This is a genomic window from Legionella sainthelensi, from assembly GCF_900637685.1.
In the GTDB taxonomy this organism is placed as follows: Bacteria; Pseudomonadota; Gammaproteobacteria; order Legionellales; family Legionellaceae; genus Legionella; species Legionella sainthelensi.
Window position 1 is genome coordinate 3,898,081 of record NZ_LR134388.1, and the last position, 15,295, is coordinate 3,913,375.

Sequence of the window (15,295 nt, forward strand, 5' to 3'; positions counted from 1 at the left end):
TGGGTATATAATCAGCTATTTTACAAAAAGGCCAACAAATGAGTTATTCACTATCTGATATAGCAAATAAGGTACATGGGATAGTCATTGGTGATGACTCGATAAGAATTTCTTTCCTATCACCTATCGATGAAATTGCTCCTGGAAGCTTGGTATTTGCCGATAGTATTGAAAATGTAAAAAAGGCAGAAGCATCACAAGCAGCTGCTATACTTGTAAATCAGCAGGTTTCGAGTTCTAACAAACCCTTAATCCAAGTAAAACATCCATTCAATGCCTTTATCGCTTTAATACAACAATTTAATCCTCCCCCAAAAATCATTCCGAACATTCATCCTACTGCAGTTATTGGAGAAGGAGTTCAATTAGGGAATGAGGTATTTATAGGTCCTTATGTAGTGATCGAGGCCGGAAGCATTATAGGAAATCATTGTGTATTGAAAAGTCATATTCATGTTGGGCATCAGGTGATCCTAGGTGATCATACTACTATTCATCCGCACGTAACTATCTATGATAAGTGTCGAATTGGTTCCAGGGTAACCATTCATGCCTCTACTGTTATCGGTTCTGATGGTTTTGGTTATACCTTTATTGATGGCAAACACCAAAAAGTTCCCCATGTTGGGCATGTGATTATCGAAGATGATGTAGAAATAGGCGCAAATACAGCTATAGATCGCGCCACAATAGGTTCAACCGTTATTGGCGAGGGAACTAAAATTGATAACCTGGTCCAAGTAGCGCACTCCGTTAAATTAGGGAAACACAATATCCTTTGCGGATTTACTGGTATCGCTGGAAGCACGATCTCTGGTAATAATGTAATTTTTGCTGCAAATGTTGGTGTCAGTGACCATGTACGTATTGATAATGGTGTGATACTAGGCGCACGGACCGGTGTGCCGCCAAACAAGCATCTAAAAGAAGGAAATATTTATTTGGGAAACCCTGCTCGTCCCAAAGATCTTGCAATTCAACATGAACTTGGTGTTAATCGAATTCCCTTGATGCGTAAAAACATCAAAGCGCTTTCAGAACAAGTTGATTTGTTGAAAAAGCAACTGTTAGCTAAAGAAGAGGCAGAGTAACTATGACATCCTCCCCATTGATTTTGGTTGATGGCTCATCCTATTTTTTCCGTGCATTTCATGCGCTTCCTCCTTTGACCAACTCAAAGGGCCAGCCTACAGGAGCAGTCTATGGGGTAGTCAATATGATTAAAAAACTCATTAAAGATTATCAACCAGAGGAATTGGCTGTGGTCTTTGATGCAAAAGGAAAAACATTCCGCGATGAGTGGTATCCTGAGTACAAAGCACACAGACCCCCCATGCCGCAAGAGCTTAGCTCTCAATTTGCCCCCTTAGTCGAATTATTAGAAGCCATGGGAATTCCTGTTCTAATTATTGAAGGTGTTGAAGCAGACGATGTAATTGGCACTTTAGCAATACAAGCGACCGAACAAGGTGTACCCGTTGTTATTTCTACGGGCGATAAAGATATGGCCCAACTTGTCAACGAACATATTTCATTAATTAACACCATGAATAATTCGGCTATGGACATTGCGGGGGTCAAAGAAAAATTTGGCGTCACGCCCAATCAAGTTATTGATTATTTAACCCTCATTGGGGATAGTGTCGATAATGTTCCAGGAGTAACCAAATGCGGCCCTAAAACAGCAGTTAAATGGCTCACAGAATACCAAACCCTTGATAATCTAATTCAAAATGCCAATCAAATCGGGGGCAAAATCGGGGACTATTTACGTGCAAGCATACCTCAGCTCCCCCTATCTAAACAATTAGTCACTATTAAAACAGATGTAAGTTTACCTTTAGGCTGGGGTGAGTTGAAACCTAATGCAATGAATAAAGAACGTGTAATTGCATTAATGCGGGAGTTAGAGTTCAAAAACTGGCTAAAAGAGCTCTTAAGTGACGAAGAATCATATGATCACAACGCAAAACAAGTACAAGCATCATTTGAATTAATTACAACGAATCAACAGTTAAGCCATTGGTTAAACCAATTAGAACAATGTGACGTATTTTGCATTGATACAGAGACTACAAGCCTTGATATCATGATGGCAGAAGTTGTAGGAGTTTCATTAGCAATTGAGGAAGGTAAAGCAGCGTATATTCCATTTACTCATACTGATGGCAGTCCTCAGCTGCTGCGTGAAGAGGTATTAACCGCTTTAAAACCCATTTTGGAAAACCCTACCATAAAAAAAATCGGCCAAAATCTTAAATACGACTATTCTGTTTTGAAAAATCATGACATTACGTTAAAAGGGATTAATTACGACACCATGTTAGAATCCTATGTCCTCAACAGTGGTTCGGGTCGTCATGATATGGATTCCCTTGCTTTAAAATATTTAGGGCATAAAACAATAAGTTATGAAGAAATTGCAGGCAAAGGAGTCAAACAGCTTCGTTTTGACCAAATCCCTGTGGATAAAGCAGGGGCTTATGCAGCAGAAGATGCAGACATTACGTTGCAACTCCATCATAAACTCTATCCATTGATTCCAGAGTCAGTACACAATGTTTTTGCCAATATTGAAATGCCATTAGTGACAGTACTTGCAGATATGGAACGAATTGGAGTTCTTATAGACTCCACAACCCTAAATCAACATGGAGAGCGCTTAAAAGAACGCATCAAAACCTTAGAAGAAGAAGCCTTGCATCTAGCAGGCAAGCCCTTTAATTTAAATTCACCCAAACAATTACAAGAAATTCTTTTTGATTCGCATAAATTGCCTATTATTGCCAAAACACCTACTGGACAACCATCAACAGCAGAATCAGTATTACAAGAATTAGCGTATGATTATCGTCTTGCTGCTGTCATTCTTGAGTACCGGAGTTTAACCAAGTTAGTTTCTACATATATTGATGCCTTACCTAAAAAAATTAACCCCAAAACAAATAGAGTGCATACTTCCTATAACCAAGCGGTCACAGCCACAGGTAGACTCTCTTCCAGCGAACCCAACCTGCAAAACATTCCTATACGCAGTGAAGAAGGAAGGCTAATTCGCACTGCATTCATCGCACCTAAAGATAATATTATTCTTGCGGCGGACTACTCCCAAATTGAATTACGTATCATGGCGCATTTGTCACAAGATGAGAGTCTGCTCAAAGCATTTGCTAACGGCTGGGATGTTCATGCAGCAACTGCGAGCGAAATTTTTCAAATACCTTTAGAAGAAATAAACAATGAACAACGTCGCCGAGCCAAGGCCATCAATTTTGGTTTAATTTATGGAATGTCTTCTTTTGGTTTAGCGAAACAAATTGGGGTAGAGCGTCAAGATGCACAACATTATATTGACACCTATTTTCAGCGTTATCCTAAAGTATTGGAATACATGAATCGCACTCGTCACCAAGCACATCATCAAGGTTATGTAGAAACATTATTTGGCAGACGCTTATATTTACCTGAAATCAATGCACGTAATTTAATGCGGCAAAAAGCTGCGGAACGAACTGCTATTAATGCCCCCATGCAAGGAACTGCCGCAGATATTATAAAAAATGCCATGATTTGTATTGCAAAATGGCAAAATTCTCATGAAAAACCTCCAGCAAGAATGATCATGCAGGTACATGATGAATTGGTTTTTGAGGTTAACAAAAATGCAATCGAATCAAGTAAAGAAATAATTCGTGAATTGATGGAGCAAACCGTTACACTTTCTGTTCCACTTGTAGTTTCTATTGGTACAGGTGCCAATTGGGATGCAGCTCATTAGATCCATATTCGTCTCACTGGGCACTCTTATGCGTGTTGAGTTGCCCAATAAATATTTAATGCATCACCGTACTCAAGAGGTTTAATAATTTGACCTCTAACATTTAAGTCTTTGGTTGCAAGTTTATCTTTTGTAGTATAAGCATTGGTTACAATAAATACTTCTACAAAAGCTAATGAAGGCTCTTGACGTATTATCTTAAGCAAATCGATCCCATTTACTTTAGGGATATTAATATCGAGCAGAATCACCTTAGGGTATATTTTTTTTTCTCCTTCATGACCAAATAATTTATTTAATGCTTCCTGTCCATTAGAAGCAATTTCAATAGCGCAGGATTCTTTAACTTTTTTGAATAGGCGTTTTGCACCCTGGACATCAACAACATCATCCTCCACATATAAAATATCGACCGCATTTTCTTGGGGTTTCATAATCGTCCTCCTGTTGCCCTTTTCCAATATTCAAATTGCCCCTAAGCCAAATAATAATTTAGGGTTGTTGACGATTCTCATGCTCCTCCTATGCCCCACGCGCTAAGCAGATCCATAGGAATGAATCAATTTGACCCTAGTTAGGTTCTTACAAAGCTGGATGTTGCGCATTAACGCCACATGTAGACATTTGGGAACCCATTGTCAACAGACTTCAGAAAAATATCTAAAAACCGGAGTCAATAATGACTCTCCTTATAATTATAGTATTGCTTACATCCATAATGACTATTTTATTGCCTATAATTATATATAAATAGAACACTGAGGGATCGACTATGTTTCAATTTGATCAATCAATCAACTTAATGCTAGTAGATGATGATGAAGTTGATATCCAAGACATACAAAGAACATTTCAAAAATATAATATTAATAATCCGCTTCACATAGCCACTAATGGCTTAGATGCATTGAATATGTTATTGGGGAAAGCAGGCGAACAAAAACTGCACCCCACACCAAGAATAATTATTTTAGATATCAATATGCCTAAAATGAATGGTATAGAATTTATGAAAACCATCCGCTCGAATAATAAATTAAAATCGTTGCTGATTTTTATTCTTACGACTTCAAATAATGAGCAGGATAAGATAGACGCCTATAATTTAAATGTTGCCGGATATATCATAAAACCGTTCCAGTTTTCCGATTTTAAAGAAGTAGTGAGTGCCTTACATCACTATTGGAATCTCCTGGAATTTCCACATGATAATCATAATTAATCAAAATTCAACATACAAGGCGCAGGGATTTTTTACCCAACTATAGGTTTTATAGAGACATTTTCATATAGGCATCTCATCATTTTCAGCAAAAGTGTAAGGTCTAAAAATGATGAACTTTGCTGTAATTTTCATCTTGTGCAGTGCTATTTAATAAGTAGATACGATTAAGTATTCATGCCTCCTGCGTTGAATACAGTAAGTTGCATACCTAACTATCAACTATGTTTTTTTTAATACATTTGGGCCACGTAAAGGACATGATAGTCCCATGGCCTACGTGAGATTGAACCATTACTTTTCCACCTTGAGACTCCACAATTTTCTTTACGATACTTAAACCAATTCCTGTGGCTTCTAATTCATCTCGAGATTTAAGCGTTTGGAAAACGACAAAAATTTTATCAAAAAATTCAGGATCAATTCCAGGGCCATCGTCTTTCACTGTAAAAAGATAAAATGAACCTAAAGTATCAATATCAATCGAGATAGATCCGTTTTTTTGATGATGATGTTTGATACTGTTGCCAATTAAATTGGAAAGTACCTGAATCAATGGGGTTTTCGCTGTTTCAAAAATAGGGAAGTTTTTCGGATATTTAATCTTAAATCGATTATCAGGATTAAGACTATCAATGATATCCTTTAGAATTTCCTGGGTATCAACGATTTCAATATTTAAATCGACTCTGCCAGCCCGTGAATATTGCAATATTCCATCGATTAAATTGGCAAGACGAATTGAACGTTTGCGTAACAACATCAGGTTCTCTTTGGATTTCTCATCGAGTTTATCTTTATTATCTTCCTCAATCCAACAAGCCAATCGTTGTATTGCTCGCAAGGGTGCTTTTAAATCATGTGACGTAATGTAAGCGAATTGTTCTAACTCCTCATTACTCTTGATAAGTTCATTTTCAATTCGTTTGGCTTCAGTAATATCCTTGGAAATCATCGCATAACCAATCGGCGTATTCTCATCATCTCGCCGTATGGATAACGTAACAAACGCCGTGAAGCGTGATCCATCCTTACGAACACGTTCAAAAATACCTTCTGCCTTTCCTTGTTCGAAGGCTGTTTGCATAAACTTTTGCGCCGCTCCCGACTCTATGTCATCCGCTGTATGTAACATGAGAATATTTTTCTTGTTGATCATCTCATCTGCTTGATAACCATAATTACTTCGAGCGCCTTCATTCCATAATAGAATTGTCCCATTGAGATCTGTGCCCACAATAGAATATTCAATAGCACTTTCCAAAATACTTTGCAGGATACTTTTTGTATAATGAGCTTCTGCTTTAAACATTTGTTCCTCTAATTCAAGGACGCTTTTTCTTTTTTTAGCGTTACATTTTTTTCTCTTATATGATTTTCCATTTGAAGCGTATTGGACATTCATTTCTTGATTATTTTGATCTTTCTGCATTTCAAAATTTAATCGATTATATTCCATTATATTTTCTTCCCAAAAATTGGACTTTTCTGTTGAGCGATAAATAGCTTATATAATAATTATAGCTCAGAGTTACTTATAACTTTCTGATTCAGTATATACATAAGCATTTAATTTTTTAAATGCAATCCATACGATAATTGGTATGACGTTGGGTACCTAGTGCATGAGTGAATGGTTGGGCTATTTTTCCAGTTAATTCATCAAAGTAATAATCGACCGTGTTACGGATATCGTTGGAACTAACCGTTTTAGACCAAATGTTGTGTTCATTAACTATACGGTTATTTTGAATAAAAACTTTAGTAAAAGCGCCGCGCATAAACTCGGAGTCTGACCAAGCTATAAGAGGTAGTTGAGGATGTTTTTGTAAAAGAATTGCAGCAAGCTGCGGACCATGAGTAGATAATTCATTGAGTAAATTCAACTCACCATCAAGGATAACCAGATCGGGCACGTGATGTTCTATAGCCGATAAAGCATCTTGGCTATTATTTTCTACAGTTACTGAAACTGAAGGAATAACTGTCTCTAATATTCGAGACAAACAAAATGCATTAAACGCATTATCTTCAATAATTAATACATTCATCACGTCAAGACTCCCTGTTAGTTGCGGTTAAGTATAAAGATCAAACCTTAAGGAACACTTAAGAAACAGTAAATTTTTATGTTCTTTTTGCGTCCTCAACCAAAATTTTTTTCTCTGATTTAATCCTATTTAAAGACCAGGGATAATGAAGATTATCTTGAAATGATGGAAAAATTTCAACCATATAATACAATAAAAATACTTAGTGGATATTTATTTTCGGAATAATTATAAATTCGGGATACATCATGGAGGATATAAATGAGAATTTGGCGCTTGATGTCAGTTGGAGGAGTATTGCTCCTTTTTTTAAATCAGACTAACGCACTCACTAATAATAATATTCTTGTCAATTTTTCTCAACTCGTTCAAGCTATCGAAAATGGTGACAATGTCCGGGCGATTATTCATTTTGACCATTGTGTTGTAAAAGAATCGGCCATTCAAACTCAACTAGAAAAAAGATTAGCGGGAGCGACAACTCGGTTTAACTTTACCCACTATTTTCATGCCCAAGAGAACATTAATGATCAGTTAATAGACACAGTGACCACGTCTATGAAAATTTTTATAGAGCACCCTTCAGGAGAACTCTTAACATTTTCTGGTCGTTTACGTGTTTTTGAGGATAACACCGCAACACTGCATTTGGATTTCTTTAATCCTCTTTTGCATAAGCACCAATTGGTTCTTGACTGGCTTTGTACTATCAGTGACGGCCAGGATGATAATGGTTTAGTATTATTCAATTTTTTTTAGAGCTTAGATAGATTTCTCATGCTGCCAATCTCATTGTGGGCAAATTGATGCAGTAGATCGTAATTAAACAATTAAAAACACAATTTAAACAAAATGCATCATCAGGATCGGGCATGAAGAGAACATGGGGAAATGAAATTATCTTTCCCCTTCACCTATTTTCACAAGAATCATGTTGGCTTTGAAAGTCCCCCAAAGTCTCGATACATAGATCAGACTTTAAGCCAACCAGCAAAAACCACTCAGATTAAAGAGAAACCAATTTAGTGTCCACCGCCGCCACCTTCACCACCATAACCTTTCGCATTATCAGGTAGCGTCTGATTCATTGCACAAGAACTAATAAATGGGGAAATTCCTATAAGACAACTAATAAGAATCATTCTTTTTAAAAATTTGATTATTTCCATTATATTCCTTATTTAACGTGAGTTCGACGTCAAAACATTTTCATACATGAACATCTCTAAACGAACGTTTTCCCATCAAACTTGTCCTCCAACTAAAGCGAAAATACCTAACATTTATATGGGTCCAGCTTTAAATAAAATCAGTTCGATATAAAAATAACGTTGATTTTTTATATCGAACTCACACTATTTAGCATATATCCCTATAGATATATTACTTAAACTAAATTTTAAAGTGCAATCGCTTTAAAAATAGTGATAGCAGAATGAATTCCAAAGATAAATTCATCGGCATTAAAACATACTCTAACTTTCATCATCATAATTAATTTATACATCAGCATCATGAGCCAATAAACGTCTATTAGCACGAAAATACGTTAAAGGAGAGTACTCTAATAAATCAGATAATTTTTCCATATAAATACACGCAAAGCGATCTACTTGATAAGCGAAGTAGCTTTCTTCTGCTCCGGCTCGGAAAACTCGTTCCCATTTGGGATTAAAATAGGTTTGTTGCTCTTTGATTAGTTTTGTAAGCAGGGCGTCGATTCGACTAATCTCTGCTTGTAATTCTTGGAGTTCTTTACTGTGCTCTTTAGAAGCACCTTCATCAATAATTTTAGTATATAAATTTACATATTGTCTTTCTAAATCCTTTTTAATTTCCATAGCTTCCATTATTTTTTTCTCTACTGGAAGAGCTTGCGCTTGAGCTGCTATTTCTTCGCCAAGCTCTTCAACAACTAATGCCGTTCGCCAATTGCAATCCTTTTTTAATCTAAGGATATCACCATAGATATGATCGCCAATATAAAGAATTTCATCGCCACGAATATGTAAGTCTTCGGTGAATTTCTTCGCATTACCTCCTTGATACACCCCGGGGACAATAGAGCCCATTGTATTTGTCATCATACCTGTACCCGGATTCACCGATAAAAAGCGAAGATTATCGTAAAAAAAACGCGGTTTATTGGCTAAAGTAATAACATATTCAAATAAATCAACCCAGTGTTCCCCTTTTTTTAAAAAAGGGTTTATTGCGTATTCGAGTAAAAGCTTTGTATAAGCATAATCCGAATTAGTCAGAATAAATACTTTTTTGCCATGATGGATGAAATGCTTTAATCCTTCCACCACCGCTCGTTCCTTTATAACGTAAGTAGGTAAATTCTTGCTGATAATCGATTTTAGACTTCCATCAGAATGCACCTTATCGACACAAAACTGTACGTCTACAGCCATCGTTTGATAACTGGGCATCTGCTCAGGATACAAGGTATCCTTTAACTCAACTAATTGTCCATATAGGACACAAAAAGCAATTGAGAATGCAGTATCTATGGCCATGTAGTTAGGATCACTCAAATCAACATAAATACTTCGATAAATTTTTTGCTGTTCCGAAAAATCGATTAATTTAGTGCCATGATAACTTTGTCGGATTGCACCATACCGACTTAGTTTTAATATATTGCCGTTTTTTCTATCAATCACTAATCCACGAATTGCATCACGATAATTGAAATTCAATTTTTTAATAGGCTCAGGGTAATGTTTTACTTCGACCAATTGCTCTTTAACGAGCTGATAAACCAAGGATTCAAAATTCTCAGAATGGTAGCGAATCAAAGTATGATCCATATCCAAACCAATCAACTTGATTTTTTTCATATTGAGAATTCTATTTACATAAACTTTATGCTCATTCATTAACGAAAACCTGCTTTTGTTTAGGATTAATATGCATCACCCAGAGTCTGTAAGGGCATTCCCGGGTTCATTCTATTTTACCCAGGCCACGATTACTATTTCAGTCGTTTCACTCCCTCTTGAGAGCCTAATAAAACCACATCCGCTATACAATGAGCAAATATACCATTTTCGACAACACCAGTTATGCGATTAATCCGCTCTTCCAAATCCATAGGTTCATTGATTGTTAAATTAAAAACATCAAGAATGATATTACCATTATCAGTGACAAAACCCTCTCTGTACTCTGGATCACCCCCCAATTTTACGAGTTCTCGGGCAACCATGCTTCTTGCCATTGGAATCACTTCAACTGCTACGGGAAATCGTCCCAAATGACGTACTCGTTTTGAATCATCTGCAATACAGATAAATTTTTGAGCGAGTTGGGCTACGATTTTTTCACCGGTCAATGCGCCGCCTCCTCCTTTTATCATGTCGCCATGCTCAGTCACTTCATCTGCCCCATCAATATAAACGGACAAATCCTGTACCGAATTTAAATCAATAACAGGTATCCCTTCTTGTCTTAATAAAGCCTCTGTTGCTTTAGAACTCGCCACACAAGCATCGATTTTATGCTTAATAGTCGCTAATTCTTTAATAAAGTAATTCACTGTAGAGCCTGTACCTACACCCACCACTATGTCATCTTCAATATAATCCAATGCCGCTTTTGCGGCTTTAATTTTTAAATCACTCATTAAAACCACTCCCTTTTCTTTGCCTTAAAATTTCATATAAAGACACACCGGTTGCTACAGAAACGTTTAAACTATCAACACTACCCAACATAGGCAAAGAAAATAAGCTATCACAGTTCTCTCGTGTTAATCGACGCAATCCTTCTCCTTCTGCGCCTAATACTACAGCAACAGCACTAGTGCAATCCGTTTGATACAACGTGCTCGTTGCCTCTCCTGCAGCACCATAAACCCATACACCGTGTTCTTTTAAAAGTTTTATACTACGTACCAAATTGGTCACTCTGACTAAAGGTACAGACTCGGCTGCACCGCATGCAACCTTGCTCACCACTGGCGTAATACTGGCACTTTTATCTTTAGGGATCACCACAAAATCAACACCAGTTGCATCAGCAGTGCGTAAACAAGCGCCTAAATTATGAGGATCGGTAATTCCATCCAAAATAAGGATTAAAGCTGGCTGTTTACTGGACTCTAATAATGCAAGCAAATGCGACTCATTGTATTCCGGTAGTGAAGAAGCCCAGGCCACAATTCCTTGATGGGTAAAATCAGCAAAACGTTGATTCATTTTTTGCATACTTAATTTTTCGATATCAATATGCGCCTGCATCGCTTTATCAACTATATCCTGCAATCGCTTATCCTCGCGATCATAGCTGATATAGAGTTTTTTGGTCATTCGATGGGGGTTGGCTAATAAAGCTGATACCGCATGCATTCCATAAACGTACTGCTCACTCATGGCTTATCACGTCCTCCACAGGCTCAAAATCGATTTTACGCTCATCTAAATCAACACGAGCAACTAAAACGGTCATTTTGTCACCTAAACAGTATACTTGACCACCGCGAGTTCCAGTTAATCGATGCTTTACAGAATCAAAAGTATAGTAATCATTTTTCAAAGAGGTTACATGCACTAAACCCTCAACATAAATTTCATCAAGCTCAACAAAAATTCCAAAACTGGTTACAGCCGAGATCCGGCCTTGAAATATCTGCCCTAATTTATCTTGCATATATTCACATTTTAACCAAGCCGTCACTTCGCGAGTCGCTTCATCGGCACGACGTTCTGTCATTGATGCATGTTTACCTAAACGGTTCATATCTTCATGGGTATAAACAAACTCATGGATTGGATGCTTATCTAATAAATGACCTAATGCACGATGAATTAATAAATCAGGGTAACGTCTAATAGGCGAAGTAAAATGAGTATAGGCAGAATAGGCCAAACCAAAATGTCCTTCATTCGCTTCAACATATTGTGCTTGTTTCAATGAACGCAACATGACTGTTTCGATAAGATGTTTATCAGGGCGGTCTTCTATGGTACTCATTGTACGCTGAAAATCTTTGGGTCCAGGCTTTTTGCCTCCACCTAATTGCAATCCCAGTTCACCTAAAAATTGCCTTAAAGCGGTAATTTTATCTTCCTCAGGTGCTGCATGCACCCGATATAGAGTGGGGATTTCTGCCTTTTCCAAAAAGCGAGCTGTAGAAACATTAGCTGCCAACATACATTCTTCAATTAATTTGTGAGCATCGTTGCGCACCACGGGCACAATACATTGAATTTTTTTGTTTTCATCAAATTGAATTCGAGTTTCAGTAGTCTCAAAATCCATTGCACCACGAAGTTTACGAGTAACCAATAAAACGTGATACAAATCATGGAGTGCACACAACGTCGGCCATAAAGAAGAATGTGGTTCATCTGCTTTACCCTGTTCAATCCAGGAACCAACCTGATTATAGGTCAAGCGTGCATGAGAATGGATAACCGCGCGATAAAAACGTGATCGTGATATTTTTCCCTCGCGACTTATTGCCATCTCAGAAACCATACATAAACGATCCACATGAGGGTTGAGGGAACAAAGCCCATTGGACAAAGCCTCAGGGAGCATAGGAATTACTTTGCCTGGAAAATAAACAGAATTACCACGACGAGCGGCTTCTTTATCCAATGCTGAATCTTGCCTCACATAATGACTCACATCGGCGATAGCAACATATAATTGAAAACCTCCTTTAGGCTTTTTATAACAATAAACAGCATCATCAAAATCTTTAGCGTCTTCACCATCTATAGTAACAAAAGGAAGATTACGAAGATCAGTGCGACCTTTTATTTGTTCTTCAGTAACTTGCTGTGGAATTTTTGCGACTTCAACACGCACATCTTCCGGCCATTCAAAGGGGATCCCATGTGCATAAAGGGCAACTTGAATTTCCATGCCTGGAGCCATGTGCTCACCCAATACATGGATGATCTTACCTATAGGCTGAGTGCGTTTACTGGGAAAAGCAATTAATTCAACTAAAACAATTTGCCCATTTTTGGCACCATTTACCATTTCTTGGGGAATTGAAATATCTTGCGTCAAATGTTTACTGTCTGGCAGAACAAAACTGACTCCATGATCCGTAAAAAAACGACCAACAACAGTAGCATTAGCATGTTCGATTACCTCATGGATCTTGGCCTCGGGTCTGCCTCGTCGGTCTATGCCGGCTTGATAAGCAAGAACTATATCTCCATGCATCACCGCTCGCATTTCTTTAGCGGACAAAAACATATCTTCTGAGCCATCATCAGGAATAAAAAAACCAAACCCATCTGAGTGTCCTTGCACCGTACCTCGAGATAAATTAATCCGTTGCATCAGACAAAAACGCCCACGCCTATCTTGCATAATTTGTCCATCACGCAACATAGCCTTCAACCTAAATCCCATTGACTCTTGTTTCCGTTCGTCACTTATATGTAATTTTTCAAATAATCGATTGCGCGACATCGGTTTTCCGTATTCATTAAGAATTTTCATAATGAATTCACGACTGGGCACAGGATCGTTATATTTTTCACTCTCCCGTTCGTAAAAGGGATCTTTTGATTTTTTACTCAACTTTCATCCTGTTTTTTGTTTGTATTTTATTGTCATATAGTTAATTACACACCATTTACTTTGTTCTATCATTTATCCATATAAGTAGCAAGATAAAAGGGGGCAACAAAAAATTGCCTACTCATCACTTTTAGCTACAGGAATAACAAATCCACGTGCGCCAACCGCCGCAGTTACTCCAGACAAAGACATATCCTCCGCAACCCAAAAAGTGGTTTTTTTAGCTTTAGCAGGAATTTTTACCCCTTTTGCCTTCCATTGGCATACTGCTATTGCGCCTTCACAGGGTGCTTGTTGTTCATGCCCTGGTTTAGACTCAATGCAATTTAAAATGAAAGGGCCTTTTTTTAAGGTTAATGCCGACCAATTACCCGCTTTCAATCGAGTAGTCCATCCAGCACTCGCGCCAGGATTTGTGACAGGATGAGTAATCCACAAGTCTGTGGGGGTCAGATTATGAATAAAGAACAAACCATTTGTTTTGGTACTTAATGTTACGGATTCTCCTTGAACGGTCACTGCCTGACAACCCAAAGGTAAAGTAGACTCCGCTGCAGCATAAAAAGACAATAGAAAACAATACACAAAAACGAAAACTCGCATTAATTTTTTCTCCTCAAAGTTATAACTTTATTTTTGATATGTTGTTGATATTATCCTAAAACACAATCAAATTGTAACCAGGCTAATGTGTTGAAAAATTTTGCGTAATACTACTGAAACCGGATTTAGTAGTACTTTTTGACCATTATATAATTAGCCTCCGTTGCTTGCCAACCTTACACATTTAAATCTCGTGTTGAGAAAGCTGATTTTTAATCAAAAGATCTTAACTTAAATTTGACAATTATCTTATCCCAATCTAGATTCTAGATATAATTGCAACGGATGTGTGCCATGAAAATTATTAAGCAAATCATCTTCTTAGCTTTATTAGCGAGCAATATATTTGCTTATAGTGCGACTATAATAGTAGGAGTTGGAAAGTTTGCCCCCCCATTTTCGGCTGTAGATACAAGTAATCACTATTTTGGCTTTTGTATCGATTTGATTAACGAATTATGTAAGCGAATGAACGATACCTGCGAATATAAATCAATCCTCAATGAAGGTATAGAAGGCTCGCTGGATAAAGGACTTGTTGACATTTCATTAACTCCAACACCCATTAGCCCAGATCTATCTCCCGAATACATTTTCAGTATGCCTTATATGACGAGCAACGGGCAATTTATAACCAACAATCCAAACATAAAATCACTCAAAGATCTTCAAGGTAAAAAATTGGCATCCTTGAAGAAACTCACTTAAAGACCGTTCTCCTACAGTACACTTCGATTGACAATATTAAAGAATTTGCACGCGGCGCCACTATAATAGACGCTTTAAAGAACAATGATATTGATGCCATATTATTTAATGTAAATCTCCTTAAATATTTAACGAGCAACCAAATTGCTACTTTTCGAACCGTAGGTAAACCTATTGCTATTGGAAATGGATATGGACTATTAGCGCTTAAAAAAAATGAGGCGCTTATAAATAAGATCAATAAAACTTTATTGCAAATGGAAAATGATGGCACATATGAGCAAATCTATACTAAATATTTTGGTTTATAAATCTATATTGAAACACATGGCTCAACTCACATCACACAGATACATTGGTTCTATCCCACAGTAAAATTGC

At 37.3% G+C, this 15,295-nt stretch carries 15 protein-coding genes; 6 read left to right on the plus strand and 9 right to left on the minus strand.

Features of this window, described 5'->3' with window-relative positions:
* Positions 1-38: 38 nt before the first annotated feature.
* Together lpxD and polA are read left to right on the plus strand one after the other, a co-directional pair.
* Positions 39-1,091 (plus strand): UDP-3-O-(3-hydroxymyristoyl)glucosamine N-acyltransferase, encoded by a 1,053-nt coding sequence (gene lpxD, locus EL220_RS16990; protein WP_027270518.1) that lies wholly within the window; start codon positions 39-41, stop codon positions 1,089-1,091.
* 2 nt (positions 1,092-1,093) lie between these two features.
* Positions 1,094-3,778: a DNA polymerase I gene (gene polA / locus EL220_RS16995; RefSeq protein WP_027270517.1), complete on the plus strand. Its 2,685-nt coding sequence runs from the start codon at positions 1,094-1,096 to the stop codon at positions 3,776-3,778.
* 26 nt (positions 3,779-3,804) lie between these two features.
* On the opposite strand, the gene EL220_RS17000 is transcribed toward polA, so the two are convergent.
* A complete protein-coding gene (locus tag EL220_RS17000; protein WP_027270516.1) occupies positions 3,805-4,212 on the minus strand; it encodes a response regulator in 408 nt (135 codons plus the stop codon).
* 338 nt (positions 4,213-4,550) lie between these two features.
* On the opposite strand from EL220_RS17000, the gene EL220_RS17005 reads away from it, so the two are divergent.
* Positions 4,551-5,000, plus strand: a complete 450-nt coding sequence (locus tag EL220_RS17005; protein ID WP_027270515.1) for a response regulator — start codon at positions 4,551-4,553, stop codon at positions 4,998-5,000.
* Positions 5,001-5,211: 211 nt separating this feature from the next.
* Here EL220_RS17005 and EL220_RS17010 read toward each other — a convergent pair whose 3' ends face one another.
* A complete protein-coding gene (locus tag EL220_RS17010) occupies positions 5,212-6,459 on the minus strand; it encodes a sensor histidine kinase (protein ID WP_027270514.1) in 1,248 nt (415 codons plus the stop codon).
* Positions 6,460-6,577: 118 nt separating this feature from the next.
* Entirely contained in the window at positions 6,578-7,051 is a 474-nt protein-coding gene (locus tag EL220_RS17015) for a response regulator (RefSeq protein ID WP_027270513.1), read from the minus strand.
* 261 nt (positions 7,052-7,312) lie between these two features.
* On the opposite strand from EL220_RS17015, the gene EL220_RS17020 reads away from it, so the two are divergent.
* Positions 7,313-7,810 (plus strand): hypothetical protein, encoded by a 498-nt coding sequence (locus tag EL220_RS17020; RefSeq protein ID WP_027270512.1) that lies wholly within the window; start codon positions 7,313-7,315, stop codon positions 7,808-7,810.
* A 263-nt stretch (positions 7,811-8,073) separates the two neighbouring features.
* Here EL220_RS17020 and EL220_RS18300 read toward each other — a convergent pair whose 3' ends face one another.
* The 6 genes from EL220_RS18300 to EL220_RS17045 all read right to left on the minus strand — a co-directional run bounded on the left by EL220_RS18300 (position 8,074) and on the right by EL220_RS17045 (position 14,206).
* Positions 8,074-8,220 carry a hypothetical protein gene (locus EL220_RS18300; RefSeq protein ID WP_027270511.1) on the minus strand — a complete coding sequence of 49 codons (147 nt, stop codon included), beginning with the start codon at positions 8,218-8,220 and terminating at the stop codon, positions 8,074-8,076.
* A 330-nt stretch (positions 8,221-8,550) separates the two neighbouring features.
* A complete protein-coding gene (locus tag EL220_RS17025) occupies positions 8,551-9,936 on the minus strand; it encodes an HAD-IG family 5'-nucleotidase (protein WP_027270510.1) in 1,386 nt (461 codons plus the stop codon).
* A 95-nt stretch (positions 9,937-10,031) separates the two neighbouring features.
* Positions 10,032-10,682, minus strand: coding sequence for a ribose-5-phosphate isomerase RpiA (rpiA, locus tag EL220_RS17030; protein WP_027270509.1), 651 nt, complete (start codon positions 10,680-10,682; stop codon positions 10,032-10,034).
* Complete coding sequence (rlmB, locus tag EL220_RS17035; protein WP_027270508.1) at positions 10,675-11,430, minus strand: 23S rRNA (guanosine(2251)-2'-O)-methyltransferase RlmB; 756 nt, start codon at positions 11,428-11,430, stop codon at positions 10,675-10,677. The genes rpiA and rlmB overlap by 8 nt, the downstream gene beginning before the upstream one ends.
* The gene (gene rnr, locus EL220_RS17040; protein ID WP_027270507.1) at positions 11,423-13,603 is read right to left on the minus strand and encodes a ribonuclease R; all 2,181 of its coding nucleotides are present in this window, start codon (positions 13,601-13,603) and stop codon (positions 11,423-11,425) included. The genes rlmB and rnr overlap by 8 nt, the downstream gene beginning before the upstream one ends.
* Positions 13,604-13,720: 117 nt before the next feature.
* The gene (locus EL220_RS17045; RefSeq protein ID WP_027270506.1) at positions 13,721-14,206 is read right to left on the minus strand and encodes a hypothetical protein; all 486 of its coding nucleotides are present in this window, start codon (positions 14,204-14,206) and stop codon (positions 13,721-13,723) included.
* A 294-nt stretch (positions 14,207-14,500) separates the two neighbouring features.
* Between EL220_RS17045 and EL220_RS19840 the strand changes: the two genes are divergently transcribed.
* Both EL220_RS19840 and EL220_RS19845 read left to right on the plus strand, forming a co-directional pair.
* Positions 14,501-14,914 (plus strand): transporter substrate-binding domain-containing protein, encoded by a 414-nt coding sequence (locus tag EL220_RS19840; protein WP_269470994.1) that lies wholly within the window; start codon positions 14,501-14,503, stop codon positions 14,912-14,914.
* Positions 14,915-15,012: 98 nt separating this feature from the next.
* Entirely contained in the window at positions 15,013-15,225 is a 213-nt protein-coding gene (locus EL220_RS19845; RefSeq protein ID WP_414973830.1) for a transporter substrate-binding domain-containing protein, read from the plus strand.
* Positions 15,226-15,295: the final 70 nt, after the last annotated feature.

Excerpts from the sequence above, each read along its gene's own strand:
- lpxD (WP_027270518.1), top strand. The coding sequence starts at position 39 with ATGAGTTATTCACTATCTGATATAGCAAATAAGGTACATGGGATAGTC.
- polA (WP_027270517.1), top strand. The coding sequence starts at position 1,094 with ATGACATCCTCCCCATTGATTTTGGTTGATGGCTCATCCTATTTTTTC.
- EL220_RS17000 (WP_027270516.1), bottom strand. The coding sequence starts at position 4,212 with ATGAAACCCCAAGAAAATGCGGTCGATATTTTATATGTGGAGGATGAT.
- EL220_RS17005 (WP_027270515.1), top strand. The coding sequence starts at position 4,551 with ATGTTTCAATTTGATCAATCAATCAACTTAATGCTAGTAGATGATGAT.
- EL220_RS17010 (WP_027270514.1), bottom strand. The coding sequence starts at position 6,459 with ATGGAATATAATCGATTAAATTTTGAAATGCAGAAAGATCAAAATAAT.
- EL220_RS17015 (WP_027270513.1), bottom strand. The coding sequence starts at position 7,051 with ATGAATGTATTAATTATTGAAGATAATGCGTTTAATGCATTTTGTTTG.
- EL220_RS17020 (WP_027270512.1), top strand. The coding sequence starts at position 7,313 with ATGAGAATTTGGCGCTTGATGTCAGTTGGAGGAGTATTGCTCCTTTTT.
- EL220_RS18300 (WP_027270511.1), bottom strand. The coding sequence starts at position 8,220 with ATGGAAATAATCAAATTTTTAAAAAGAATGATTCTTATTAGTTGTCTT.
- EL220_RS17025 (WP_027270510.1), bottom strand. The coding sequence starts at position 9,936 with ATGAATGAGCATAAAGTTTATGTAAATAGAATTCTCAATATGAAAAAA.
- rpiA (WP_027270509.1), bottom strand. The coding sequence starts at position 10,682 with ATGAGTGATTTAAAAATTAAAGCCGCAAAAGCGGCATTGGATTATATT.
- rlmB (WP_027270508.1), bottom strand. The coding sequence starts at position 11,430 with ATGAGTGAGCAGTACGTTTATGGAATGCATGCGGTATCAGCTTTATTA.
- EL220_RS17045 (WP_027270506.1), bottom strand. The coding sequence starts at position 14,206 with ATGCGAGTTTTCGTTTTTGTGTATTGTTTTCTATTGTCTTTTTATGCT.
- EL220_RS19840 (WP_269470994.1), top strand. The coding sequence starts at position 14,501 with ATGAAAATTATTAAGCAAATCATCTTCTTAGCTTTATTAGCGAGCAAT.